The organism is Halorubrum tropicale (assembly GCF_001280455.1).
Lineage (GTDB): Archaea > Halobacteriota > Halobacteria > Halobacteriales > Haloferacaceae > Halorubrum > Halorubrum tropicale.
Map to the genome: position 1 here is coordinate 222,430 of NZ_LIST01000001.1, position 24,468 is coordinate 246,897.

Here is a 24,468-nt window from a genome sequence, read left to right on the forward strand (position 1 = left end):
TGAGCACCGCAGCGAGTGAGCGGAGCGAACGAGCGAGGAGCGCAACGAGCGTGCGCCGCCCTCACGGCTGGGGCTTTGGAGGTTTTCGCTGCCGACCGATTATGCGTTGTTTATAAGAGAACAGCTAGGGATTCGGTCGTGGTTATCGTGACACTCCCTCTGGACGCGACTGCGTAATCGTATCGCGCACGAGCGGCGACCGACGCGCGTCCGGGCCCGAAACGGTCCGATCGCGCCCGAAACCGGCTCCCGACTCCCCGATCACCCGAAACAAACGGTACAGCGCCGTTAAGCCGAATACAAACCGAATTAAACCGCGTTAAGGGAGTTCGCTCTTTATGTGTGAACAGGGGATGGACCCGAGTGGACATGAGCGAACGCACGACAGCCATCCTACTGATCGCGGTCGTCACGCTCGGCGCGATGACCGGCGTCGCGGCCGCCGACGGCCACCTCGAAGTGGCGGTCGACGACGCGGACGGCGAACCGACGGCCACGGTGACGGAGAACGGCACCGCGGTCGAGAACGCGACGGTCCTCGTCGAGGTGGTCGACGAGGAGAACGAGTCGTACGCGGGAGCGGGCGAGTACGAGACGGACGCGAACGGCACCGTCGAACTCCCCGCCGCCGAGGAGGACGTGACCGTCGAGGTGACGGCCGGCTCGGGTAACGACACCGCCTCGGCGACGGTCGACCTCGAGGCGCCCGACGGCCTCGAACTGGAGGTCGACGACACCGACGGCGAGCCCGTCGTCACGGTGACGAACGACGACGAGCCGGTCGCGAACGCTTCGGTCGTCGTCGCGCTCGCAGACGACGCGGACGAGAACGCCTCGTACGCGGGGACGGGCGAGTACGAGACCGACGAGAACGGCACCGTCGGACTCCCTGCCGCCGAGGAGGACGTGACGGTGAACGTCACGGCCGAGTACGAGAACGAGAGCGTCTCCGGGACGGTCGATCTGACCGTCGAAGAGGAGGACGACGAGTCCGAAGCGGGAACGCCGTTCGGCCAGCTCGTCCGGGAGTTCATCGAGGGGCTCGAAGACCGGGAGGGCGGCATCGGCGGCGCCGTCTCGGACTTCGTGACGGAGAACAACCCCGGTAACGCGCCGGACCACGCCGGCGGCCCCGGCGGCCCCGACGAGGCGGACGACGATGACGACGAGGCCGACAACGAGACCGACGCGCCCGGCAACGGCAACGCGCCCGAGGGCGTCGGCAACGGTCAGGGCGGCCCGCCGGACCACGCCGGGAACGGCGACGACGATGACGACGACGCGGACGAGACTGAGGAAGACGACGCGGGCGAGGACGAGACCGAAGAAGACGACGCAGAGGAAAATGAGGCCGAGGAAGACGACGCGGACGAGGACGAGACCGAAGAAGACGACGCAGAGGAAAATGAGGCCGAGGAAGACGACGCAGAGGAAAATGAGGCCGAAGAAGACGACGAGGACGAGGAGGACGACGAAGAGGAAGCGGATGACGACGAAGGCGACGACGGCGGTCCGCCGGACCACGCCGGCGGCCCCGGCGGTAACTGACGGCTCGAACCGAGCGGCGAACTGACGGCCTGACCCGGCCCTCCTTCGGACGACGCGGGATTCTTTTCGCGGTCTCGGTCCGGTGTCGGCAGGGTTTAGTGCGCCGTGAGCGAAGCGATCGGTATGAGCGAGACCGCGTATCCGCCGGTGTCACAGCACCTCTCGGACGTCGATACGGCCCGAGAGGAGGGGCGCCGGAAGATGGACTGGGCGCTCCAGCACATGCCGATATTGAACGCCCTCCGCGAGGAGTTCGTCGACGAGCAGCCGCTCGCGGGCGAGACGATCGCGATGGCGATGCACGTAGAGGCGAAGACGGCGAACCTCGTCGAACTGCTCGCAGAGGGCGGCGCCGAGGTCGCGATCACCGGCTGTAACCCCCTCTCGACGCACGACGACGTGTCGGCCGCGCTCGACGCCCACGAGTCGATCACCTCCTACGCCGTGCGCGGCGTGGACGACGACGAGTACTACGACGCGATGCACGCCTGCATCGCCCACGAGCCGACCATCACCGTCGACGACGGGATGGACATGGTGAAGCTCGTCCACGAGGAGTACCCCGACCTGATCGACTCCATCGTCGGCGGCGCCGAGGAGACGACCACGGGCGTCGACCGCCTGCGCGCGATGGACGCCGACGGCGAGCTCCACTACCCCGTCTTCGCCGTGAACGACACGCCGATGAAACAGCTGTTCGACAACGTCCACGGCACGGGCGAGTCGTCGCTCGCGACCATCGCGATGACGACGAACCTCTCGTGGGCCGGGAAGGACGTCGTCGTCGGCGGCTACGGCCAGTGCGGCAAGGGCGTCGCCAAGAAGGCCGCCGGACAGAACGCGAACGTCATCGTCTGCGAGGTCGACCCCCGGAAGGCGCTCGAAGCGCACATGGAGGGGTACGAGGTGCTCCCCATGGCGGAGGCCGCGAAGAAGGGCGACGTGTTCATCACGACGACGGGCAACCGCGACGTGATCACCCGCGAGCACTTCGAAGAGATGAGCGACGGCGTCCTCCTCGCGAACGCCGGCCACTTCGACGTCGAGGTGAACCTCGGCGACCTCGCCGACCTCGCCGTCGACCGTTACGAGGTCCGCGACGGCGTCGAGGGGTTCGAGATGGAGGACGGCCGCGTCCTGAACGTCATCGCGGAGGGGCGGCTGGTCAACCTCGCCGCGCCCATCGCCCTCGGCCACCCGGTCGAGGTGATGGACCAGAGCTTCGGCGTTCAGGCGGTCGTCGTGCGCGAGCTGGCAGCGAACGGCGACGCGTACGACGCCGGCGTCCACGACGTGCCCGACGAGCTCGACCGCGAGGTCGCGGACATCAAGCTGGCCGCCGAGGGGGTCGAGTACGACGACCTCACCGACGAGCAGCGCGAGTACATGGGCAGCTGGGAACACGGGACCTGAGACGGCGCGGGACGCCCGGCGGCCGCCCAGCCGCCTTCGACCCGTTTTTGTGCCGCCCGACCGTACCGATCCCATGAACCTCACCGCGGTGTTACACGCCGGATTCGGCGTCTCGGTGCTGGCCGGAATCCTCGTCTCGGACACGACGCTTCGGATCGCCGCCTTCGCGCTCGGCGTCGTCCTCTTCGTCGCCGGTATCGTCGTCTCGCGGCGCGGCGACTGAGAGGGAGCGGACGCGCTGACGGTCCCGACCGAGCGGCTACGGCCCCCGGCGCGCGCCCTTTTTCACTCGGAACCGCCTACGACGCACCAGTGACAGTCACGAGCGTCCACGACCCGAGCCACCGCGAGGCCCTCTGGGAGCTGGAGGACGCCTTCGGACGCGGGGACCTCGTCAGCCTGTTCGGCCGCTGTACGGTCTCCTACGAGGGACGCGCGGCCTCTGACCTCGGCGCCGGCGACCGGCTGCTCGTGTTGAAGCCCGACGGCGCCGCCCTCGTCCACACCGACGAGGGGCGCCAGCCGGTCAACTGGCAGCCGCCGGGGTCGGAACACCACGCCGCGGTCCGAGAGGGGCGGCTCCGGGTGCGCTCGACCAGGAGCAACCCCGACGAGACCCTGACGGTCCGCTTTTCGGACGTTCACCAGCTCTCGGCGATGGCCGTCACGGGCGGGCGCGACCTCACCCTCCACGGCAGCGAGGAGGACCTCCGAACCCGGATCGTAGAGCGCCCCGAGCTCGTCGAACCCGGGTTCGAGCCCCGCGAGACCGAGCGCCCCTCCAGCGCCGGGCCGATGGACGTCTTCGGCGTCGACGCCGACGGGACGCCGGTCGTCGTCGAGCTGAAGCGCCGCCGGGTCGGCCCGGACGCCGTGGGACAGCTGGCGCGGTACGTGCGGGCGCTCCGCGAGGAACTGGGCGTCGGCGACGCGGGCGAGGCCGACGACGACTCCCCCGCGGTCCGCGGCATCCTGGTCGCGCCGTCGGTCACCGACCGGGCCGCGGAGCGGCTCGCGGACCGCGGGTTCGACCACGTCGCGCTCGAACCGACGCCCGAGGAGTGAGCCGAGCGGCGTGCCAACGCGGGACGCGATCGGGCCGAACGGCGGCGCTGACGCCCGCGGAGCCGACGAGGACGCCTCGCTATCGAAGGGTTTATCGCCGCAGCGAGGGCTACTTCGGACAAGTAGCCATGTCTGACAAACCCGCCTCCATGTATCGGACGATCGACAAGCCGTCGTACACCCGCCGCGAGTACATCACGGGCATCCCCGGCTCGAAGATCGCCCAGCACAACATGGGCGACCTCTCCGCGGAGCCGGACGACTACCCCGTCCAGATCAGCCTCCGCGTCGAGGAGGAGCTCCAGGTCCGACACGGCTCGCTCGAGAGCGCGCGCCTGTCGGCGAACCGCCACCTGATCAAGGAGCTCGGCGAGGGCAACTACAAGATGACCCTCCGCAAGTTCCCCCACCAGGTCATCCGGGAGAACAAGCAGGCGACCGGCGCCGGCGCGGACCGCGTCTCCGACGGCATGCGCCAGGCGTTCGGGAAGCCGGTCGGCACCGCCGCGCGGCTCGACAAGGACGACGTGATCTTCACCGCGTACTGCGACGTCGACCAGGCGCCCGTCGTGAAGGAGGCGTTCCGCCGCGCGTACAACAAGCTCTCGCCGCCGTGCCGGATCACGGTCGACCGCGGCGAGAAGCTCCTCGTCTCGTAACGACCCCCGACCGCCCCGTCCGTGAGGCGGGTTCTTCTCCGCGCGTTCGCGTGACGTAGCCGCGGGACTGCGCAGCCGTCCGGGGCGCCGCGCGGCGAGCCGAACTCCTGAAATACCTCGCTCGCGTACCGCACGGCAGTGTCACAGCAGCTGGCCGAGGTCGAGACGCTGTTCCTCCACGAGTCGCGGAGCGACTACACCGTGGTCGCGAACCGCGACGGCAAGCGCGTGCTCCGGGGGCGGCTCGAACTCAAGGAGACCTCCGCGGGCCCCCGCCCGGGGAAGTTCCGAGTGATCCGCGACGGCGAGGACCACCCCCGCCAGCCGGACGAGTTCGTCGACCTCGCGCGGGCGGCCGGCCGGATCCGCATCTCCGAGCAGACCACGCCCGAGAACCGGGCGCGGCTGAAGGAGATGCTGGACGGCTACCAGCTGGAGGCGACGGCGGTCCGGACCTGCCGGCGCTGCGCGAGCGACGGGCGGTACGGACCGATCACGAGCGAGGACGCGATCGAACACAACGGCGAGCTGATCTGCCGGGACTGTGCCCGCCGAGAGCTAGAGCGGGAGCTGTCGTACAAAGGCGAGTTCACGGGTGCGGCCGAGGAGCGCTTAGAGGAGCTGCTGTACGAGTCGGGCGACTTAGACCGGATCGTGAGCCTGCTTCAGGGCGGGCTCGACCCCGACCTCACGAAGTACGACGAGGTCTCGGCGAACGTCGACGACGTCTCGCCGGTGCGGACCGAGGACTTAGCCCTCCATCCGGACCTCTCCGCGCACCTCCAGGGCCGGTTCGAGGAGCTGCTTCCGGTCCAGAGCCTCTCGGTGCGGAACGGGCTCTTGGACGGCGACGACCAGCTGGTCGTGAGCGCGACCGCGACGGGGAAGACCCTCGTCGGCGAGCTGACCGGGGTCGACCGCGCGCTGAAGGGCGACGGGAAGCTGCTCTTCCTGGTGCCGCTCGTCGCGCTCGCGAACCAGAAGCACGAGGACTTCGAGGACCGCTACGGCGACCTGCTCGACGTGTCGATCCGCGTCGGCTCCTCGCGGGTGAACGACGACGGCAACCGCTTCGACCCGAACGCGGACGTGATCGTCGGCACCTACGAGGGAATCGACCACGCGCTCCGAACGGGGAAGGACCTCGGCGACGTGGGCACGGTCGTCATCGACGAGGTCCACACGCTGAAGGAGGGCGAGCGCGGCCACCGGCTCGACGGGCTCATCTCGCGGCTGAAGTACTACAGCGAAGAGCGGATGCGGACGCGTTCGGGATACGACGGCACGCAGTTCGTCTACCTCTCGGCGACCGTCGGGAACCCCGAGTGGCTCGCGGAGAAACTGCGGGCGACACTGATCGAGTACGAGGAGCGGCCCGTCCCCATCGAGCGCCACGTCACGTTCGCGGACGGCCGCGAGAAGGCGCAGATCGCCGACAAACTCGTGAAACGCGAGTTCGACACGAAGTCCTCGAAGGGGTACCGCGGGCAGACGATCATCTTCACGAACTCGCGGCGGCGCTGCCACGAGATCAGCCGGAAGCTGCGGTACGACTCCGCGCCGTACCACGCCGGCCTCGACTACGGGCGTCGGAAGAAGGTAGAACGCCAGTTCGGGAACCAGGACCTCTCCGCGGTCGTCACCACCGCGGCGCTGGCGGCCGGCGTCGACTTCCCGGCCTCGCAGGTGATCTTCGACTCGCTGGCGATGGGGATCGAGTGGCTCTCCGTGCAGGAGTTCTCGCAGATGCTCGGGCGCGCCGGGCGCCCCGACTACCACGACCGCGGCCGCGTCTACCTCCTCGTCGAGCCCGACGGCGTCTACCACGGCTCGATGGACCGCACCGAGGACGAGGTGGCGTTCACCCTCCTGAAAGGCGAGATGGAGGACGTGGCGACCCACTACGACGAGACCGCCGCGGCCGAGGAGACGCTCGCGAACGTCGTCGTCGCCGGCAAGAAGGCCAAGCGCCTCAACGACCGCATGATCGGCGAAGTCCCCACCAAGCACGCGCTCGGAAAGCTGTTGGAGTGGGAGTTCATCGACGGCTTCGAGCCGACGCCGCTCGGTCGGGGCGTCACCAGGCACTTCCTCGCGCCCGACGAGGCGTTCTTCATCCTCGACGCGGTCCGGAAGGGGACCGACCCCTACGACATCGTCGCCGACCTCGAACTGCGCGACGACGAGGAGTGAGGGCGGCCGCGGTCGACCGCGGCGCGGAGCGCAACGAAACCCTTTAGCGGCCGATGCGGGTAGATATAGGCGCGGGACCGTGGGTTAGTGGTATACTCCGGGCCTTGGGTGCCCGTGACCCCGGTTCGAATCCGGGCGGTCCCACTCCTGCGGCGCGAGCGACTCCGCAAGCGCCGCGGCCGTGGAGCGGATTCGAAGCAGGGAGCGGAGCGAGCGACGTGAGCGGAGCGACTGGGGTTCGAATCCGGGCGGTCCCACTCCTGCGGCGCGCGATCGGTCGACTGCGGTCTTTCGAAATCCTTTTGTTCGGAATCGGCGTTAGTCCGAGTGCGAGCCGCCTTAGCTCAGACTGGGAGAGCACTCGACTGAAGATCGAGCTGTCCCCCGTTCAAATCGGGGAGGCGGCATAGTTCGAGACGGTGAGCGGAGCGAACCGTCGAGAAAACGACGCCGGGACGATTTGAGCACGGAAGTCGCGCGCAGCGAGGCGAGCACGTCTTCCGGAGTTCAGATCGGGGAGGCGGCATGGCTTTTCGGCGCAATTCACATTCGTCAGTCGTGACTGAAAATCGGATCGACTCCGTCCCTGCAGGTGAAGACCGGTAAGCCCGGGGTCACGCCGACCGACGGCGGGCGAGCGCGGCGGCCCCGGCGAGCGCGGCGAGGGTCGCCGGCAGCCCGAGGCCCGGCACGCTCTCGTCCGACGAGCCGGTGGCGTTCGCGGGTGCGGAACCGTCGGCGGTGCTACCCTCCGAGGCGGACGCGTCGCCGGAGTCGGCCGTCGACTCCGCATCCGTCCCGTCGTCGGCGGCGCCCTCGCCGTCGTCCTCCGAACCGTCGTCTCCCGCCTCGCCGCTGGCCGCGTCGCCGGCGGAGACCGCGAGCGTGCCGGCAGTGGTGTTCCCGACGGTGAGCCGGTAGTCGCCGGGCTCGTCGAAGGCGACCGTGACGCCGGTCGTCACCGTCGACCCGGGGGGCACCGAGACGCTCCGGGTGGCAACGACCTCGTCGCCCGCGACGACGGAGAACGCGCCGTCGACGCGCCAGCCGGCGTCGTTCACGAGCGTCGCGGAGACGGTCATCGGTTCGCCGACCGCAGCGGTCGACGCGCCGGCGGTCGCGCCCGCGATCCGGAGGGCGTCGGCGCTCGCCGTGCCGACGGCGAACGTCGAGAAGCCCGGGGTCTCCGCCCGCAGGAGGTACGAGCCGTCATCGCAGGCCGCGACCGCGGTTTCGAGCCGGCGCCACGCGCCGTCGTGGTAGCGGTAGACGGCCGCCGTCTGCGGGTCGACGGCCACGTCGGCGAAGCGGTCTGCGTCGACGCGGACGCGGACGGTCGCGCCGGTCACCGCGTCGTCAGGCATCGAGTGTTCGACGGTGAGGTACCCGACCGCGCGGCCGTCGAAGGCGGGCGCGTCGGGGGCGGCCGTCGGCGACGACGAGACGGACAGCGAGTAGTCGGTCGGCCGGTCGACCGAGACCGAGAGGTCAGCGACGGCGACGGGGCCGTCCGTGGCGTTCCGGAGGTCGATCCCGACCGGAGCGCCGACGCCGGCGTCCTCGACGGTCACCGCGGCCGCCGTCGGTCCGGTCGGCGCGACGGAGACCGTCGGCTCGCGGTCGCCGCCGGCCCCGCGGTCGCCCCCGCTCGCCGCGCCGCCGGCCGTCCCGCTCGGGCCGCCTCCGCCCCCGGCTACCGGCCGCGCGCTCGCGGCCACCGCGACCGAGGCGGACTGGCCGTCGGCGCCGTTCGCCCCGGCGCCGGCCGCAGCCTCGAACAGCGTCGCGGTGTAGTCGCCGGCCGCGTCGACGGCGACCGTCGCCGTGTACGTCCCGTTCGCCTCGGTAAACGCCTCGCGGGTGAGCGTCGTCGCGTCCGGGCCGGAGACGGCGACGCCGACGTCGGCGAGCGGGGTGTCGCTCCGGAAGGAGACGCGGAGCCGCCGGTCCGCGGGGCTCGTCGCCGAGAAGTCGGAGACGGCCGGGCCGGCGGGCGCCGCGTCGGTCGGACCGACGGTGACGCTGTTGGTCTGGCCGCTCGCGCCGTCGTCGCCGTCGGCGTCCGCCGCGGTTCGGAGGACGGCGGTGTAGGTGCCGTTCGAGGAGCCCTCGTAGGTCGCCGTGTAGGTGTTCCCGTTGGTGGCGAACGCCGCCTCGGTCAGCGTCGCCGACTCCGCGCCGGAGATGTCGACGGTGACGTTCGCCAGCGGTTCGTCGCTGCCGAACGCGACGGTGACGTTCTGGCCGCTCGGGTTCGAGGCCGCAAACCCGGAGATGATCGGGGTCGCCGTCGTGACGTTCACCGTTCCCGAGCGGTCTGGCGCGTCGTTGCCGAAGGCGTCGACGGCGCCGGTCACCGTCGCGGTGTACTCGCCGTCGGTGTTGCCGGTGTAGCCGACGACGTACGACCCGTCGACGACGGTCGGGTTGTCCGTGCTGACGCTCGCGGTCTCCGGCCCGGAGAACTCCACGGCGACCGTGTCGATCGGCTCGTCGGCGTCGAAGTGGACTCGGACCTGTCGGCCCGAGGGGTTCGTCACCGAGAGGTTCGACAGCGTCGGCGGGGTCGTGTCGACCTCGACCGCCGCGGTCTGTCCGTCCGCACCGTCGTTTCCGAGCCCGTCGTCCGCGGTGACGAGCGTCGCGTTGTAGACGCCGTCGGCGCCCTCGTCGTACGTCGCGGTGTAGGTGTACGGTCCTGACCCGGTCTCCGAGAGCGAAGAGAGGGTCTCCGTCGTGGAGGGCGTCTCCAGCTCGACGGCGGTCGCCGACAGCCGCTCGCTGGCGTCGAAGCTCACGTTCACCGTCTGGCCGCTCGGGTTCGACGCCGAGAAGTCGGAGATCGTCGGCGTCACGGTGTCGACCTCGACGGAGTCCGACTCGCCGCCGGCGCCGTCGTTACCGGCGGCGTCCGCGGCGGTGTTGAGGGTCGCGTCGTAGGTGCCCTCGGTGCCGTCGTTGAACGTCGCCTCGTACGTGTACGGGCCGGTGCCGGTCTCGGTGAAGTTCGACAGCGAGAGGGCCCTAGTGGAGGCACCCGAGACGTCGACCGACAGCGCGCCGAGCGCCTCGTCGGTCTCGACGGCCACCGTGACGGCCTGCCCGCTCGGGTTCGACACCGAGAACGACTCGACGGTCGGCGGAGTCGAGTCCACTTCGAAGGCCCCGTCACTCACGTCCGACCCTGTGTTGCTGCTGTTGTCGCTCGCACTCACTCGAACGAGCGCGTCGGTCGTGTCGTCGTCGGGAACCGTCCAGTCGTAGGCGCCGTCGTTCGCGCGGCCGGACGCCACCGGCTGCCACGACCCCCCGCCGTCGGACGAGTACTCCACGACCACGTCGTCCGTGACAGTGACGTTGTCCGTCGCGGCCCACTCGACCGTCACCGTCTCGCCGCCGCGGTAGAGGCCGCCGCCGTTCGGCGCGTCGACGGTCACGTCCGGGACCGCCTCGTCGACGAGGACGGACGCGGTCTGCCCGGCGGCGCCGTCGGTCACGCCGTCGTCGGCGGTGTCGAGCGTGAAGTCATACGTCCCGTCGGTGCGTCCCTCGTAGGTCGCGTCGTAGTCGAAGCCGTCGCCGTTCGGCGTGACAGAGAAGTCCGCGAGCGAGAGGGTCGCCGTCTCGGCGCCGGAGACGGAGACGGACACGGCGTCGAGCTCGTCGGAGGAGGAGAACGAGACGCTGACGTTGCGCTCGGAGGTGCCGGTGTCGCTCGCGGAGAAGCCCGAGACGACCGGCGGGGTGTCGAGCGCGAACGAGAAGGCGGTCTGGTCGGCGTTGCCGGCGGCGTCGGCGGCGTCGACGGTCACGTCGATGCTGCCGTTCGGGAGCGTCGGCACGCCCGATCCGGCGGGGTCGACGGTCAGCGTTACCCCGTCGAAGGCGACGCCGTCGGTGTTCGTGCCGGCCCCGGCGAGGATCGTGTCGGTGTCGTTCGACAGCGTGACTTCGATCGTCGACGCGTCGACGCCCGCGGTCGCGTCGGCGACGTCCACGGAGACGACCGACCGGTCGTCGGTCACCGTCTCGTCGGCGGGCGCGGCGTTCGAGAACTGCGGCGGCGTCGTGTCGACGGTGAAGGAGAACGCGGTCTGGTCGCCGTTGCCGGCGTCGTCGGCCGCCGAGACGGTCACGTCGACGGCGCCGTCGACGAGCGAGACGCCCGCCTCGGTCGTGTTCACCGTGAGGGTCGCGCCGTCGACGGAGATCCCGGTCGTCGCGTTCGTTGCGGCGTCGAACTCGGCGCCGTCGCCGCCGTCGGCGTCCGCGACCGTCACCGCGACGCTGGAAGCGTTCACCCCACGGGTGGCGTCGGTCACCTCGATGGAGATCTCCGGCCGGTCGGTCGTGACGGTCGCGCCCGCCGGCGACGCCGCCGAGAACGTCGGCGGGGTCGTGTCCACGGTCGCGGTGTCGCTGTCCCCGGCGGCGCCGTCGTTTCCGGCGGCGTCCGCGGCCGCATCGAGCGTCGCGGTGTAGTCGCCGTCCGCGCCGTCGTACGTCGCCGTGTACGCGTAGGGCGCGCTCCCGTCAGCCGTCGTCGGGGTAAGCGTCGTCGACCCGGTCGGCGTGTCGAGGTCGACGGACGCCGTCGGGAGCGCCTCGTCGCTGTCGAACGACACCGTGACCGTGCCGTCCCCGTCGTGGACGACTGAGAAGTCCGAGACGGTCGGCGTCAGCGTGTCGACGGTGACGGCGCCCGACTGGTCGGGGTCCGGCGTCTGCGAGTTCCCGACGGCGTCTTCGACACCCGCGACCTCGACCGTCGCGGTCGCCTCCTCGTCGTCGTCGGCGACGGTGACGCTTCCCGTCCAGGTCTGGCTGTCAGTGAAGCTCCCCGTCACGTCGTACGACCGGTTCAGCCCGAGGACCGTCACGTTCGGCGCGACGCTCGTGTCGACGGACTGGTTGAACGTGACGGACACCGACTGCGCGGTCCCGGCGTCGCTGGCGTTGACCGTGCCGTCGCCGACCGACACCGACGCCACGCCCGGCCGGACCGTGTCCTTCGTCACGGTCACGGGCTGGACGAACCCCTCGGCGTTCTCGAAGCCGCCGTCGAGCGCGCGCGAGGTCACCGTGAGTGGCCCGTCCGCGAGCGACGAGACGTCGATCCCCGAGACGGTGACCGAGTCGCTGCCGCCCGTCGAGGCGGTCTTCGTCACGTTCGTCGTCCCGTCTGAGACGCGGACCTCCACCGTCTCCGCGTTCGAGCCGCTCACGAGGTCGACGGTCGCCGCGTAGGTCGTGGCGTTGCTCGCCGTGACGTTCCCGGCGACGGTGTCGACGGGCGCGATCGGCCCGCGGGTGTCAACCTGAAAGGTGTTCGAGTCGTCGGGGTCCGGCGACTGGACGTTCCCCGCGAGGTCGGTCGCGTTCGTCACCCGGATCGTGGCGGTGGCCGCCTCGTTGTCGTCGACGATGGTGACGGTCCCCGTCCACGTTCGGGCGTCGTCGAAGCTCCCCGTCACGTCGTAGGTCCGGTTCAGGTTCGACCCGAGGACCGTCACGTTCGGCGCGGCGCCCTGGTCGACGTCCTCGTCGAAGTCGACGGTCACCGTCTGTGCGACGCCGGCGTCCTCGGTGCCGATCGTCGCGTTCGTGATCGTCGCGTCCGCGACGCCCGGGAGGTCGGTGTCCTTCGTCGGCGACGCGAGGCCCGCGCCCGTCGCGTCGTTGCCGCCGTCGTCGGTCAGCGTCGCGTCGACGGTCACCGCGCCGTCGGCGAGCGACGAGACGTCCAGTCCGGTGAACGCGATAGTGTCGGGGTCCGCGTCGCCGTCGTCCTCGCTGGCGACGGCCTTGCTCTCGGTGACCATCCCGCCGTTCGACAGCGACACCGCGACCGTCCCGGCCTCGTGATCGTCGGGCAGGTCGACGGTGAGGTCGTAGCCCCCCGCGTTGCTCGCGTTGATCACGCCGGCCGTCGCGTCGACCGGCGCGCTCGGGTCGAGGGTGTCGGCAAGCGCGAGGTCGGCGGTCGGCGCGTCGTTCCCCGCGCCGTCCGCGATCGCGCCGGCGGCCGCCGCGACCGTGTCGTTGCCGAGATCCGTGGCGGTCACATTCGCGTCGAGCGTCAGCGTGGCCGTATCGGCTCCTACCGTGTGAGACACCGCGTCCACGCCGGTCGCCCCGCCAGATTCCACGTTCCCGTAGGTGAAGTTCGACGCCGAGAGCGCGCCGCCGTCGCTGGCGTTCACGCTCTCGTTGAACGACACGTTCACGGTGTCGCTCCCGACTTCGGCTTCGACGCCGGCGATCCCCGGCGGGACCGTGTCGACGGAGGCGGAGTCGTCGAGTTCGGCGCTCGTCTGGTTGGTCCCGGCGTCGTTGCCGACGGCGTCGACCGCGGACGTGACCTCGACGGTGTACTCGCCGTCCGAGCTCCCGTCGTACGTCAGATCGTACGTGTACGTGCCGCTGGCGTTGGTCTCGGTGAAGTCGCCGAGTCCGAACGTCGCGGTTTCGGCACCGGTGAGTTCGACGGTCGTCGCGTTCAACCGCTCGTTCGTGGTGAACGAGACGTTGAGGTCCTGTCCGGAGGGGTTCGTGAGGGTGACGTCGGAGACGTACGGTGTGACCCCATCGATCATGACTTGATCCTCGTTTGCGTACGTATCGGAGGATAAGTTCTGCCCGGGTGAGAGCGAGTCAGTTTCAACTGAAAAAAGCGTGTAAGTCCCGTTTAGTCCGGAGGTTTCAGCACCAGGAAACGTCCCAGTTTGACTACGATCGTCGAGACTCGGAATAGAAATATTCCTCTCACCAAGGTCGAACTCTTCATCATCGTCTTCGTCGATTACGACGAATATTTTATTTCCGTCATCAGAAGTATTGTTGTCGTCATAAACATCGAATGCTAGGTCCTCTCCGGGCTGTATCGAATCCTCAGCAACTTCAAGCGTATATATACTACCGACGGCCACGCCCGCGAACACTGTTACTGACACCAGTACGACCGCAACGAGCGAGACCGCGAGCACGGTCCGTGCCCGCTGTGAAGGTATCATGGGGTGTGATTCGGCGCGTGCGCCGCAGTCGGCCGGCCGTGGTCCGTTCCTCGGAACGAACGCCGATCAGGTAATAAACAGTTCGCCCCTGATTCCGAGAGTTGATAACTTTGAGAACGGTCAGTCGGGAATCGTCAACGTCACGGGTCAGGCCCGAGCGGCGCCGCGCACTCGCGACAGAACGTGAACTCGGCGTCGTTGTCCGCGCCGCACTGGGGGCAGGTCGAGGGCGTCTCCGCGACGCCGTCCGAATCGGGCGGCTCGCGGTCGTACACCGGGTCCATCGTGTAGCGTTCGAGCTCGCCCTCCCGGCGCTTCCGGCTGCGCTCGCGGCCTTCGCGGAAGACGCCGACGAGGGCGCGGAGGCCGACCGCGAGCGCGGCGAGCAGCAGCGCGCCGGCGGCGACGAGGTAGACCGTCCCGACGTCGAGCATGGGGCGGCTACGAACCGGAGACGTAGGTATTGTGGGGCGTCACCACGGAACGTGACGAGCGCCGACCCGGGCGGCTTCGGCCGAGACTCACTCGTCGCCGACGAGGACGGTCGCGAGCCGGTCCCCGCAGTGCGGGCAGTTCAGCGTCTGCCACGTCTCTGGGTCGAGGTCGCCGAACGGTTCGGAGCGGCGGGCGTCCGCGACGGCGACGCGCGCGCCGCACGTCTCGCAGTCGTACGTGTCCTCGGAGTCGGTCATCGTCGGGGCTACGGGCCGGTCGCCGAAACCGACTTCGCCGCGCGGCGCCACCTCCTCCCATGAGCCGGTTCGCGGCGGTCGCGTTCGACCTCGACGACACGCTGTGCCGCCACGACCACGACGTGGACGCCCTCTACCGACGGGCGTTCGAGCGGGCGGGCGTCGAGCCGTTCGGGGAGCCGTCAGAGCTGTGGCCCCTCCTCGACGGGCCGCCGGACCCCGACGACCGGGTCGGGTACCTCGGCGCGGGGTTCGCGCGGCTGGCGGCCCAGCACGGCCGGGACGTGGACCCCGTCGCGCTCGCGGCGGCGTTCGAGGCGGTCGCGGACGAGTCGCGGGTGGCGTACCTGCCGGGCGCCGCCGACGCGCTGGCGGCCGCGGCGGACGCGGGCCCCGTGGGCGTGCTCACGAACGGTCCCGAGGCGCGCCAGCGGGCGAAGGTGGAGGCGCTCGGGTTGGCCGACCGCGTCGACGCGATCGTGTACGCCGGGGACCTCCCGCGCCGGAAGCCCCACGCGGAACCGTTCGAGCGGCTGGCGGCGACGCTGTCGGTCGAGCGGCGAGAGATGCTGTACGTCGGGAACTCGCTGGCGTACGACGTCGCCGGCGCGCACAACGCCGGCCTCCGGTCCGCGTGGCTCCGGCGGGACCCCGACGACGCGGCGGCCCCGTACCGCCCGGACTACGTCGTCGACTCGCTGGACGAGGTGGCCGCGCTGCTGACGGCGGACGGCGGGACGGGAGGCGAGGCGGCGACCCGGACGGAGGAGAACGGGTGAGCGACGCCGTCCGCGAGCGGGCCCTCGCGGCCACGCGCCCGAGGGCGACGCCCGTGAGCGTCGAGTCGTTGGAGCGGGGGAACCGCAAGCGGACGGAGGTGGTGCGGTTCGCGGCCGAGCAGCCGGTCGTCGTCCAGTGCTCGGAGGCGCCGGGGGCGACGAGGACCGAGGCGGCGCTGCTGGCGGCGATCGACGCGCGGACCGACGTGCCCGTCCCCCGACCGCTCGGCGACGGCGTCGTCGACGGCACCGGGTGGCTGGTCACGCCGCTGATCGAGGGGCGCGACCTCCACGGGGCGTTCGTCGACCTCGACCCGACCGACCGGCGCGGGGTCGCGCGCTCCTTCGGTCGGTTCCTCGCGACGCTCCACGAGGCGTTCCGGTTCTCCGGGTGCGGGGGGCTGACGGCCGACGAGTCCCCGGCCGACGAAGCGACGGGAGCGGAATCGGCCCCCGAGCACGGCCCGTCGCTGTCCGTCGGCGACCCCGCCGACGCCGCGGAGTGGGTGCGGCGGTTCGGCGAGCGGCACGCGGCGCGGCTGCCGGCCGACTTCGACGACCTCCGGGAGCGGGTCCGCGACGCGCTCCGGGGGCCGATCGGGGCCGACGGCGACCCGCGCCTCTTCCCGTGGGACTTCCGCCCCGGGAACGCCCTCGTCGCGGACGGCGCGGTGACGGCCGTCCTCGACTGGGAGGCGCCGCTCGCGGCCCCGCCCGGAGTGTCGGTCGCCAAGGCGGAACACCTCGTCGTCGACTGGTACGTGCCCGCGGGCGAGACCGGACCGCTCCGCCGGGCCTTCCGCGAGGGGTACGAGTCGGTCGCCCCGCTGCCGGCGGTCGAGCGCGCGCACCGCGCGGCCGCCGTCGCGAGCGCGGTCGTCGACGGCGGGGGCGCGGTGACGAACCCGCGGTACCCGCCGGTCGACCGCGACGCGGCCGTCGAGTTCCACCGCGCGGCGCTCCGCCGGGCGCTCGACGGGACCGACGGCTGAGCGGGGGGAGGGAGTGCGGCCGTCGGGGCGGGGAGACGGGAGCGGGCTGGGGGACGGGGCGAGTCAGTACAGCGCCGTCGCCGCGAGGATCCCCGCGGTCTGGCCGAGGCCGACGAGCGCGATTCCGGCGACGACGCCGGTCTGGGAGCCCGCGAGCGCGGCGACGGCGGCGCCCGCGACCGAACAGGCGGCGGCGACGCCGTGGACCGCCGACCGCCGGCCGTCGGGGTCGCGCAGGGCCGTGTAGCCGAACGCGGGCGCCGGCAGCAGCATCCAGCCGTAGAAGGCGACGGCGAGGAGCGCGTCGGCCGGCACCGCGGCCGCGAGCACCGGCGCGGCGCCGTCGCGCGCGAGGAACCCGGCGACGCCGGCGACCGTGACCGGCGTGCCGGCGAGGATCACCAGCTTCCACGCGCGGAGGACCCCCGTCGCCATGTCGCGCCACGAGGCGGCGACGAAGGCGACGAGCAGGACGCTCATGACGACGTGCGCGACGAACAGCGCGTGCGCGGAGACGAGGCCGACGACCGCTCCCGCGGCGACTCCCCACGCCGCCGGGACCAGCAGGGCGGGGCCGTTCTCGCGGAGGAGCAGGCCGGGGCCGTCCGCTCGGTGCGCGTGAGACACACGCGCCGTTTTCGCGGCCGGACGCATAAACGTCCGCGTCGGAGGGCCCGTCGGAGAACTCGACGGATCGACCGGCGTCGGAGCGAGAATCCGTCGTTCGGTCAAGATTCGCCCCGGAAAGCGGGGTTTTTCGAGAACGAACGTTCAGCGAGCGTCGTGGTAACTGTACACTCGCAATTCTTATCCCGGGTCGGGGCCTCTCTACAGTCGCAATGGCGACCGGAAAGGTTGATTTCTTCAACGACACTGGCGGCTACGGATTTATTGAGACTGACGACGCGGACGACGACGTGTTCTTCCACATGGAAGACGTCGGCGGCCCGGACCTCGAAGAGGGCCAGGAGCTCGAGTTCGACATCGAGTCCTCCGAGAAGGGCCCCCGCGCGACCAACGTCGTTCGGCAGTAAGCCGATCCGAAAGGTGGGTCGGTCCGGCTGGCGCCGAACGCGACTCTGACACACGGTACCAAACGTTTTCGTCCGCGTCGCGGGCTCACGTCCGCTGCGGCCGTATTTCAGCCTCGACCAGCGCGCCGCTCGTCGCGCGCCGTCGAGCCTCGAAGAGAGTCCGCGAGAGCGGCGCGTCCGCGCTCAGATGTGCTGTCCGAAGAGCCCGCGGCCCTTCGTGACGGTCACGTCGCCCTCGACTTTCGTCTGACAGGCGAGGCGGACGTCGTGGTTCGGGTGGTGCGGCGGGAGCCAGAGGCGGGCGCGCTCCTTCTTGCTCGGCTCGCTGACCTCTCCCTCGACCTGGACCGCACAGGAGCCGCACGACCCGGCGCCGCGGCAGTTGAGCTGTTCCATCTTGCCGTTGTAGACGGAGAGACCGGCCTCTTTGAGCACGTCGCGTAGGTTGGCGCCCTCCTCGCACTCGATTTCCTCGCCCTTGTAGGATACAGTAGGCATGTCGACGGAGGGTACGCGAGCGATCCACAAAGAGTCTGTGTCCGCGGGGCGCGAGGCCGGACCCGGACGGGACGCCGGCGTCGGGCGGCGATACCGGTCGTGTGCCGAGCGTCGGACGCCGACGGGGCGTTTTTTACCCTCGGCACCGCAGGGTGGCACAATGGGACTCAGGTGTCTGCTCGGACACGACTTCGGCGAACCCGAACTCCGGCGCGAGCGCGAGGAGGAGGGCGACGAGGTCGTCACGACCGTCAAGGAGGTGAAGACCTGCGCTCGCTGCGGCGAGACGCAGATCGTCAGCGAAAACACCGAGGTGACGACGATGGAGCAACTGGCGGACGAGGCCGCCGCGGACGCGGACGCCGGGAGCGACGCGGGCGCGACCGCGACGCCGGGGGGCGGTCCCGCGCCGGACGCCGGCGACGGGGCGGCGCCGGGGACCGTCGACGGGGACGGCGCCGCGGCCGGCGCCGAGGGACTGACGCTCGACGAGGAGCCCGGCGCCGGGAGCGACGACGCCGTGATCCTCGACGACGGCGCGGCGGGCGACGACGAGGCCGAGCCGCCGCGGGGCGACGACGGCCCGGCCGACCCGAGCGCAGCGGGCGCGTCGGACGCCGCGGCGGAGTCGGACCCGGCGGACGAGGACGCGGAGCTGTTGGACGCCGGCGGGGAGTCGGCGGCCGCGTCGTCGTCCGCGGCCGACGCCGAGCCGGAGGACCGGCCGACCGACGAGGCGGACGCCGAGACCGACGACGGCGTGATCCTCGACGAGGGGACGGCGGACGCCGACGACGACAGGGAGCGGGGCGCGTGGCCGTCCGTCGACGAGGCGGACGCCGAGGCGGGCGGGTCGACCGCCTGGCCCGACCACGGCGGCGAGGACGAGGGGTTCAGCGCGGAGGTCGGCGAGGGCGGCGACGCCGAGGTGGAGTTCGGCGACGGGCTCACCCCGGAGGCCGCGGATCGGCCGGAGGACGGGGAGCAGACGGAGTACGTCGAGGCGCCGGACGACGGCGAGGCGGTCTCGTTCGACGCCGGCGACCCGGGAGAGACCGGCATCACCCGCGGCGAGAGCCCCGACCTGGAGACGATGGGGGACGACGAGCCGACGGAGTACTACTGCCCCGAGTGCGGGATGGTCCGGGCCGCCGGCGGGAGTTCGATGCGCGCGGGCGACATCTGCCCGGAGTGCAAGCGCGGGTACGTCGACGAGCGGCCGCGGTAGTCGGGCGGTAAAAGGCGTCGCGTTGCCGGCCGAACCCGCCGAGCGGCCGTGACGAAACTGGTTTACGCCGGCCTGTCGAACGGTCGCGGCATGAAGGAGTACAAGATGCGACGCGGCGAGCATCTGGACGACCGCATGCCGGACCTGAAGGGCTCCATCGAGGAGTACTTCGGCGAGGTCACGGGCACCGAGGAGTGGGAGGGCCACGAACTGTACGTCGTCTCGGACCCCGACAACCCGGTGTTCGACCGGATCGTCGCGGGCGCCGCCGAGTACGGGAGCAAGAAGGACAAGCTGGCGGTCCACTTCGAGGAGCGGCCCGCCGAGGACGTCATCGCCGAGGGCAACGCCGACGCCGCCGCCGACGCCGTCGACGCGAAAAACGAGTTCCTCCTGGAGGCGACCGGCCGCGACGCGAAGTCCCGCCGCGACTCGCTGAAGCGCGAAGTCGAGGACGACGCCCCCGATTACTGACCGGACCCCGCCGCCGTTTCTCGTCGACGCCCCGTTCCAGGAGCCGTCAGCTTCGCGTTCGATCGGCCGTTAGTCGCGACGCCGCGCGCCGGCGGGAGTGTCAGGATCGATCGGGCGAATGTTTATTCAGATTCGAGTTAAAACTCCACCAATCTTAACTCGGTCGGGGACGAAAGGCCTGTATGAGCATCGAGACGGTCGTGCTGGCGGTCGGGAGCGCAGACGAGAAACGGACCGAGCGGCTCGCGAACGAGCTCATCGCGCTCGCGGGGCCGGCGGACGCCGAGGTCGTGTTGACCCACGTGTTCGACGAGGAGGAGTTCGACGAGACGCGCGCGCGGCTCGGCTTCGACGCGGACGCGGAGAACGCGACGCCCGACGCGGTCGCGGGGCGACACAGGACCACCCGGGAGCTCTCGAACCTCCTCTCGGCGGCCGGCGTGCGACACTCGATCCGCGGCGCGGTCGGCGACCTCGCGACCGAGGTCGTCGAGACCGCAGAGGGGGTCGAGGCCGACCGCGTCGTCGTCGGCGGGCGGCAGCGCTCGCCGACCGGGAAGGCCGTCTTCGGCAGCGCGGCCCAGGAGGTCATGCTCTCTGCGCCGTGTCCGGTGACGTTCGTCCGCGAGACCGCCTCGTAACGCGGTTTCGCGCCGCCGCGCTTCTTTACCCCCGCTCGACCGCCCGAAGCGTCCCGCTTAAGTGAGACGGGGTCGCGCTTACACCCGATGTACTACGTGGGCGTCGATCTCGGGGCGACGAACGTCCGAGCGGTCGTCGGCGACGAGACCGCGGCCGTCCTCGGCGCCGCGTCGCGAGGCACCCCGCGAGGACCGAACGGCATCGCCGTCACCGAGGCCGTCTTGGAGGTGGTCCGGGGAGCCTGTACCGACGCGGGGATCGCGCCGAACGAGGCGGTCGCGGCCGGGATCGGATCGATCGGCCCGCTCGACCTGGCGGAGGGGGTCGTCCAGGGCCCCGCGAACCTCCCGGACACCGTCGAGCGCATCCCGCTCGTCGGCCCGGTCGGGCGGCTGCTCGACACCGACGAGGTGTACCTCCACAACGACACCATCGCGGGCGTCATCGGCGAGCGGTTCCACTCCGAGCGCAACCCCGACGACATGGTGTACCTCACCATCTCTTCGGGGATCGGCGCCGGGGTGGCCGTCGACGGCAACGTGCTCTCCGGATGGGACGGCAACGCCGGCGAGGTCGGCCACATGACCGTCGACCCGCACGGGTTCATGACCTGCGGCTGCGGGCTCGACGGCCACTGGGAGGGGTACTGCTCGGGGAACAACATCCCGAACTACGCCCGCGAGCTGCACGAGGAGGACCCGATCGAGACGAGCCTCCCCATCGAGGACCCCGACTTCTCCGCGGTCGACGTGTTCGAGGCCGCGGGCGAGGACACCTTCGCCGACCACGTGATCGACCAGGTCGCCCACTGGAACGCCATGGGGATCGCCAACGTCATCCACGCGTACGCCCCGCTCGTCGTGAGCGTCGGCGGCGCGGTCGCGCTCAACAACCCCGACCGCGTCCTCGACCCCATCCGCGAGAAGCTCCCGGAGATGGTGTTCATCAACGTCCCGGAGGTGCGGCTCACGGACCTCGGCGACGACGTCGTGGTGAAGGGAGCGCTCGCGAGCGCGCTGACGGACGGCACCGGCGACCGCTCGCGGGTCGAGGCGCGGCCCTGACGGCGGCGAGGGGTCCCGGTCCGCTGACTACTGCTCGAACTCGTCGAGCTCCGGCGCCACGTCCTCGCCCACCGCGTCGCGCGTGTCGAGGTACGCGTCGCGGTACCGCCGGATCTTCCGGAGGAGGACGTACCCGAACGTGCCCTGGAACACGAGGACGAAGCCGAACAGCGCGACGACCTGCGGGAGGCCGAGCAGGCCGGAGGCGACGCCGGTGACCGGACCGACGAGCGTGTTGTACAGCGCGTGGATCGCCGCCGCGAGGACGAGCCCCTTGACGATGATGGGGCCGCGGTTCTCCGGGTTGAACTTCGCGAGCCCGAGGTAGTAGCCGGCGAACGCCGAGTAGACGACGTGGCCCGGGCCCGCGAGCGCCCGGAGGGCGGCGATGCCGTCGCCCGCGCCGAGCGTCGCGATGCCCACCGACAGCTCCCCCATGTCGACGTTCTGGGCGATGTAGACGAAGTTCTCGATGACGACGAAGCCGAGGCCCGCGAGGGCGCCGTAGACGGCCCCGTCGATGACGGCGTCGAAGCGGTCGTCGGTGTACGCGTACAGCCGCACCGCGAGCAGCTTGACCGTCTCCTCTATCGGGCCGACGACGACGAAGAAGAACACGACGAGTCCGAGGAAGCCGAACGGCCGGAAGTACGGCTGGAGCACGCTGTTCAGTATCGCCGCGAAGGTGGCGGTGAGGATGGAGAGCAGGAACGTCGCGACGAGCAGCGACAGCGGCTCGGCGGTCGTCACGTCGGACCGGTACACGTACGCGGCCAGGCCGAGGGCGGGAACGGCGGAGAGCCCGAGGAGGATGGCGATGGCCGGATCGAAGATGAGCCCCAGCCCGAACGAGCCGAGGATCGCCAACAGACCGACGAAGGCGACGAAGACGACCCCCGCCTTCGCCGACCGCGTCAGCAGCCAGTACAGGGCGACCGACAGCCCGTCGAGGGAGGTCCGCTCCTCCCACGTCGCGACGTCGTAGAGGTCGCGGTCGTCGTCGGCCCGGGACGCGATCGGGTCCTGCTCGGATGGCATGCGAGCGGATTACCCCCGCGGTGACTTAACCGTCGGTGTCGGCGGAAGACTCGCGGGGAGCCGAAGGCGGCGCCGGCCCGGACCGCGCGGCGGCGGTGGATCGGAACCGGGGGCGCGGGGCGACGCGGCCGACAGGATTGAAACGGCGGCGCCCGAATGCGGGGTATGCACTTCGATCCTCGGGTCCAGCGCGCCCTCCGGGAGGCCGGGCTGGACGCGGACGCGGTCGCGGACGCCTCGGACCGCGTCGCCGAACTCGTCGCGCGGGACGCCGACCGCCTCCGGTCGTTCTTCGGCGCGGAGGGCCCCTACCACTCGGACATGGAGATGGCCCACAGCGCGGACGCGATCCAGGAGCACCCGACCGCCGAGGTCGACCTGTTCACTCACGGGAGCGACCTCCGCGGCTACCTCTCGCTCGACGGCTGGGGCGTCCCGGTCGAGGGCGGGCGGATCCTCCGGGAGGACGACGGCGGCGAGCCGGTCGTCGTCGAGCTCTCGCTCGGCGACACGGTGAACGACCGGGTGCGGTTCGCGCGCGAGCGCGGAGAGCTGTGACGATGGCACGGGCCCGCGTGCGCGGCATCTACGCGACGGCGCTCACCGCGCGCCTGCTCGACGCCGGTCACGAGGTGGTCGACGCCTCGCCGCCGATCCGCCGGCGGTTCGACGCCCCGTTCGGGACCGACCCGCCGGACGTCCGGGTCGAGACGAGCGACGACCGGCAGGGCGTCGGCGCGCACGGCGACCCGGACGCGCTCGATGCGGTCCGCGACCTCTTGGTCGACGCCGGCCGCGACGCGCTCGCGTGGGCGGACCCGACGCCGCCCGGCGCGGTCCTCGACGGCGAGGTGACGGAAACGCTCGGCGGCGGCGCCGTCGTCGACCTCCGGGTCGGCGGCGAGGGCGGGGAGGCCGCCAGCGCGCCCGCTACCGCCGCCGAGGGGTACCTCCCGTACGGCGCGGTCGACGCCCGGGTGGAGACGGGGGACGCGGTCCGCGTCCAGGTGCGCGAGTCCGCGGCGCCGTGGACCGACCGGCGCCCGGAGCTCGCCGGGGAGCTGCGGGTCGGCGGCGACCTCGTCGCGCTCGAACCGGGCTCCGGGACGCGGGTCGACGTCCGGGACGACGAGGCCGCCCGCGAGCTGTCGGGGATGCTCGACCTGCTCGACCTCGACCCGCCGGACGGGTGGCGCGCGGTGTGGCGACCCCCCGCGGTCGACGCCGACACCGAGGCGCTGAGCGCGGGCCTCGACGCGGCGGTCGACGCCGCCGAGGATCTGCGCGACGCGGCCGCGTCGGCAGACGGGACGGGGTCCGGGGTCGGCGTCCTCGACGACCGGGGGCGGCTCCGCGACGCGCCGGTCGCCGCGCCGGACGCCGGCGTCTGGGTCTGGTTCGGCCGCGAGAGTCGGTTCGGGCTCGACGACGCGCGCCGGGGCGCGACCGCGACGATGCCGGGCCACCACCGCGTGAAGGCGGGCTCGGCGGACGCCTCGGCCGGCGTCGACCTCGCGGAGGCGCTCTGTGACCCCGACCCCGACGCCGAGTTCCCGTTCGCGGTCGTGAGCGACGCGTTCGGGCCCCGGGAGGGCGACGCGCTCCGGATCGACCACGGCAAGCCCGACGGGCGGCTGATCACCCTCGGCGAGGCGACCGTCACGGGGGTCGACCCCGACGGGACCGTCACCGTCGAGCGGGAGATGAGCGGCGGCGGCACCTACGACGGGCTCGGGGTCGACCGCGTGGCCGGCGACGTCGCCGAGACGAGCCTGAAGGAGGGGCGCTGGTGGTACCCGACGACGTATCGCGGCCGCGACGGGAGCGTCCGCGGGACGTACGTCAACGTCTGTACGCCCGTCGAGGTGTTCCCCGACGCGGCCCGCTACGTCGACCTCCACGTCGACGTGGTGAAGCGGCCGGACGGGACGGTCGAGCGCGTCGACGACGACGAACTCGACGAGTCGGTCGCCGCGGGGCGCACGCCGGAGCCGCTGGCCGAGAAGGCGCGGCGCGTCGCGTCGGCGCTGGAGAACGCGCTGTAGCGACCGATCCGCGGACGGCACGGCGATCGACGGGGGCGTCGACTCGGTCGTTTCGAAATCCAATCACTTCGATTGGTTACAATAGCATTAT

Annotated in this window: 21 protein-coding genes and 2 tRNA genes; 17 read left to right on the plus strand and 6 right to left on the minus strand. The window is 71.3% G+C overall.

What is annotated here, in order from left to right:
• Window positions 1-369 precede the first annotated feature (369 nt).
• The 8 genes from AMR74_RS00970 (at window position 370) to AMR74_RS01000 (ending at window position 7,285) form a co-directional block, all read left to right on the plus strand.
• Window positions 370-1,548: a hypothetical protein gene (locus AMR74_RS00970; RefSeq protein ID WP_053770967.1), complete on the plus strand. Its 1,179-nt coding sequence runs from the start codon at window positions 370-372 to the stop codon at window positions 1,546-1,548.
• A 123-nt stretch (window positions 1,549-1,671) separates the two neighbouring features.
• Window positions 1,672-2,961, plus strand: coding sequence for an adenosylhomocysteinase (locus AMR74_RS00975; protein ID WP_053770212.1), 1,290 nt, complete (start codon window positions 1,672-1,674; stop codon window positions 2,959-2,961).
• A gap of 73 nt (window positions 2,962-3,034) precedes the next feature.
• Window positions 3,035-3,184, plus strand: coding sequence for a hypothetical protein (locus tag AMR74_RS18920; RefSeq protein ID WP_017341828.1), 150 nt, complete (start codon window positions 3,035-3,037; stop codon window positions 3,182-3,184).
• Between the two features lie 89 nt (window positions 3,185-3,273).
• Window positions 3,274-4,026, plus strand: a complete 753-nt coding sequence (gene nucS, locus AMR74_RS00980; RefSeq protein ID WP_053770213.1) for an endonuclease NucS — start codon at window positions 3,274-3,276, stop codon at window positions 4,024-4,026.
• 128 nt (window positions 4,027-4,154) lie between these two features.
• A complete protein-coding gene (locus AMR74_RS00985) occupies window positions 4,155-4,685 on the plus strand; it encodes a 50S ribosomal protein L16 (protein WP_053770214.1) in 531 nt (176 codons plus the stop codon).
• Between the two features lie 138 nt (window positions 4,686-4,823).
• Window positions 4,824-6,878: a DEAD/DEAH box helicase gene (locus tag AMR74_RS00990; RefSeq protein WP_053770215.1), complete on the plus strand. Its 2,055-nt coding sequence runs from the start codon at window positions 4,824-4,826 to the stop codon at window positions 6,876-6,878.
• A gap of 73 nt (window positions 6,879-6,951) precedes the next feature.
• A tRNA-Pro gene (locus tag AMR74_RS00995) sits at window positions 6,952-7,022 on the plus strand.
• Between the two features lie 189 nt (window positions 7,023-7,211).
• Window positions 7,212-7,285 (plus strand) — tRNA-Phe (locus AMR74_RS01000).
• 207 nt (window positions 7,286-7,492) lie between these two features.
• Here AMR74_RS01000 and AMR74_RS01005 read toward each other — a convergent pair.
• The 3 genes from AMR74_RS01005 to AMR74_RS18925 all read right to left on the minus strand — a co-directional run bounded on the left by AMR74_RS01005 (window position 7,493) and on the right by AMR74_RS18925 (window position 14,583).
• Window positions 7,493-13,474, minus strand: a complete 5,982-nt coding sequence (locus AMR74_RS01005; protein WP_053770216.1) for a PGF-pre-PGF domain-containing protein — start codon at window positions 13,472-13,474, stop codon at window positions 7,493-7,495.
• Between the two features lie 557 nt (window positions 13,475-14,031).
• The gene (locus AMR74_RS01010) at window positions 14,032-14,325 is read right to left on the minus strand and encodes a zinc ribbon domain-containing protein (RefSeq protein ID WP_053770217.1); all 294 of its coding nucleotides are present in this window, start codon (window positions 14,323-14,325) and stop codon (window positions 14,032-14,034) included.
• 87 nt (window positions 14,326-14,412) lie between these two features.
• Entirely contained in the window at window positions 14,413-14,583 is a 171-nt protein-coding gene (locus AMR74_RS18925; protein ID WP_167551884.1) for a hypothetical protein, read from the minus strand.
• A 59-nt stretch (window positions 14,584-14,642) separates the two neighbouring features.
• Here AMR74_RS18925 and AMR74_RS01015 point away from each other — a divergent pair, with 59 nt between their 5' ends.
• Entirely contained in the window at window positions 14,643-15,362 is a 720-nt protein-coding gene (locus AMR74_RS01015; RefSeq protein ID WP_053770218.1) for an HAD family hydrolase, read from the plus strand.
• Entirely contained in the window at window positions 15,359-16,354 is a 996-nt protein-coding gene (locus tag AMR74_RS01020) for a phosphotransferase family protein (RefSeq protein WP_053770219.1), read from the plus strand. The genes AMR74_RS01015 and AMR74_RS01020 overlap by 4 nt, the downstream gene beginning before the upstream one ends.
• 63 nt (window positions 16,355-16,417) lie before the next feature.
• Here the strand turns inward: AMR74_RS01020 and AMR74_RS01025 are convergent, their stop codons facing one another.
• Window positions 16,418-17,008, minus strand: coding sequence for a hypothetical protein (locus AMR74_RS01025; protein ID WP_053770220.1), 591 nt, complete (start codon window positions 17,006-17,008; stop codon window positions 16,418-16,420).
• 185 nt (window positions 17,009-17,193) lie between these two features.
• On the opposite strand from AMR74_RS01025, the gene AMR74_RS01030 reads away from it, so the two are divergent.
• The gene (locus tag AMR74_RS01030; protein WP_004599158.1) at window positions 17,194-17,388 is read left to right on the plus strand and encodes a cold-shock protein; all 195 of its coding nucleotides are present in this window, start codon (window positions 17,194-17,196) and stop codon (window positions 17,386-17,388) included.
• Window positions 17,389-17,571: 183 nt separating this feature from the next.
• Here AMR74_RS01030 and AMR74_RS01035 read toward each other — a convergent pair whose 3' ends face one another.
• Complete coding sequence (locus tag AMR74_RS01035; protein WP_053770221.1) at window positions 17,572-17,886, minus strand: 2Fe-2S iron-sulfur cluster-binding protein; 315 nt, start codon at window positions 17,884-17,886, stop codon at window positions 17,572-17,574.
• A 160-nt stretch (window positions 17,887-18,046) separates the two neighbouring features.
• On the opposite strand from AMR74_RS01035, the gene AMR74_RS01040 reads away from it, so the two are divergent.
• The 4 genes from AMR74_RS01040 to AMR74_RS01055 all read left to right on the plus strand — a co-directional run bounded on the left by AMR74_RS01040 (window position 18,047) and on the right by AMR74_RS01055 (window position 21,294).
• Window positions 18,047-19,114, plus strand: coding sequence for a DUF7093 family protein (locus AMR74_RS01040; RefSeq protein ID WP_053770222.1), 1,068 nt, complete (start codon window positions 18,047-18,049; stop codon window positions 19,112-19,114).
• A 90-nt stretch (window positions 19,115-19,204) separates the two neighbouring features.
• Window positions 19,205-19,588 carry a DUF5611 family protein gene (locus tag AMR74_RS01045; protein WP_053770223.1) on the plus strand — a complete coding sequence of 128 codons (384 nt, stop codon included), beginning with the start codon at window positions 19,205-19,207 and terminating at the stop codon, window positions 19,586-19,588.
• A 182-nt stretch (window positions 19,589-19,770) separates the two neighbouring features.
• Window positions 19,771-20,229 carry a universal stress protein gene (locus AMR74_RS01050; protein WP_053770224.1) on the plus strand — a complete coding sequence of 153 codons (459 nt, stop codon included), beginning with the start codon at window positions 19,771-19,773 and terminating at the stop codon, window positions 20,227-20,229.
• A gap of 87 nt (window positions 20,230-20,316) precedes the next feature.
• Window positions 20,317-21,294 (plus strand): ROK family protein, encoded by a 978-nt coding sequence (locus tag AMR74_RS01055; RefSeq protein WP_053770225.1) that lies wholly within the window; start codon window positions 20,317-20,319, stop codon window positions 21,292-21,294.
• A 27-nt stretch (window positions 21,295-21,321) separates the two neighbouring features.
• On the opposite strand, the gene AMR74_RS01060 is transcribed toward AMR74_RS01055, so the two are convergent.
• A complete protein-coding gene (locus AMR74_RS01060) occupies window positions 21,322-22,332 on the minus strand; it encodes a PrsW family intramembrane metalloprotease (RefSeq protein ID WP_053770226.1) in 1,011 nt (336 codons plus the stop codon).
• A 165-nt stretch (window positions 22,333-22,497) separates the two neighbouring features.
• Between AMR74_RS01060 and AMR74_RS01065 the strand changes: the two genes are divergently transcribed.
• Both AMR74_RS01065 and AMR74_RS01070 read left to right on the plus strand, forming a co-directional pair.
• Complete coding sequence (locus tag AMR74_RS01065; RefSeq protein ID WP_053770227.1) at window positions 22,498-22,890, plus strand: DUF7532 family protein; 393 nt, start codon at window positions 22,498-22,500, stop codon at window positions 22,888-22,890.
• A gap of 2 nt (window positions 22,891-22,892) precedes the next feature.
• On the plus strand, window positions 22,893-24,377 hold the full coding sequence (locus AMR74_RS01070) for a DUF402 domain-containing protein (RefSeq protein ID WP_053770228.1): 1,485 nt from the start codon (window positions 22,893-22,895) through the stop codon (window positions 24,375-24,377).
• The last annotated feature ends 91 nt before the right edge of the window (window positions 24,378-24,468 follow it).

Excerpts from the sequence above, each read along its gene's own strand:
- AMR74_RS18925 (WP_167551884.1), bottom strand. The coding sequence starts at position 14,583 with ATGACCGACTCCGAGGACACGTACGACTGCGAGACGTGCGGCGCGCGC.
- AMR74_RS01040 (WP_053770222.1), top strand. The coding sequence starts at position 18,047 with ATGGGACTCAGGTGTCTGCTCGGACACGACTTCGGCGAACCCGAACTC.
- AMR74_RS01030 (WP_004599158.1), top strand. The coding sequence starts at position 17,194 with ATGGCGACCGGAAAGGTTGATTTCTTCAACGACACTGGCGGCTACGGA.
- AMR74_RS01005 (WP_053770216.1), bottom strand. The coding sequence starts at position 13,474 with ATGATCGATGGGGTCACACCGTACGTCTCCGACGTCACCCTCACGAAC.
- AMR74_RS01065 (WP_053770227.1), top strand. The coding sequence starts at position 22,498 with ATGCACTTCGATCCTCGGGTCCAGCGCGCCCTCCGGGAGGCCGGGCTG.
- AMR74_RS01060 (WP_053770226.1), bottom strand. The coding sequence starts at position 22,332 with ATGCCATCCGAGCAGGACCCGATCGCGTCCCGGGCCGACGACGACCGC.
- AMR74_RS01050 (WP_053770224.1), top strand. The coding sequence starts at position 19,771 with ATGAGCATCGAGACGGTCGTGCTGGCGGTCGGGAGCGCAGACGAGAAA.
- AMR74_RS01015 (WP_053770218.1), top strand. The coding sequence starts at position 14,643 with ATGAGCCGGTTCGCGGCGGTCGCGTTCGACCTCGACGACACGCTGTGC.
- AMR74_RS01055 (WP_053770225.1), top strand. The coding sequence starts at position 20,317 with ATGTACTACGTGGGCGTCGATCTCGGGGCGACGAACGTCCGAGCGGTC.
- AMR74_RS01070 (WP_053770228.1), top strand. The coding sequence starts at position 22,893 with ATGGCACGGGCCCGCGTGCGCGGCATCTACGCGACGGCGCTCACCGCG.
- AMR74_RS01045 (WP_053770223.1), top strand. The coding sequence starts at position 19,205 with ATGAAGGAGTACAAGATGCGACGCGGCGAGCATCTGGACGACCGCATG.
- AMR74_RS01010 (WP_053770217.1), bottom strand. The coding sequence starts at position 14,325 with ATGCTCGACGTCGGGACGGTCTACCTCGTCGCCGCCGGCGCGCTGCTG.
- AMR74_RS00975 (WP_053770212.1), top strand. The coding sequence starts at position 1,672 with ATGAGCGAGACCGCGTATCCGCCGGTGTCACAGCACCTCTCGGACGTC.
- AMR74_RS18920 (WP_017341828.1), top strand. The coding sequence starts at position 3,035 with ATGAACCTCACCGCGGTGTTACACGCCGGATTCGGCGTCTCGGTGCTG.
- AMR74_RS01035 (WP_053770221.1), bottom strand. The coding sequence starts at position 17,886 with ATGCCTACTGTATCCTACAAGGGCGAGGAAATCGAGTGCGAGGAGGGC.
- AMR74_RS00985 (WP_053770214.1), top strand. The coding sequence starts at position 4,155 with ATGTCTGACAAACCCGCCTCCATGTATCGGACGATCGACAAGCCGTCG.
- AMR74_RS01025 (WP_053770220.1), bottom strand. The coding sequence starts at position 17,008 with ATGCGTCCGGCCGCGAAAACGGCGCGTGTGTCTCACGCGCACCGAGCG.
- AMR74_RS00970 (WP_053770967.1), top strand. The coding sequence starts at position 370 with ATGAGCGAACGCACGACAGCCATCCTACTGATCGCGGTCGTCACGCTC.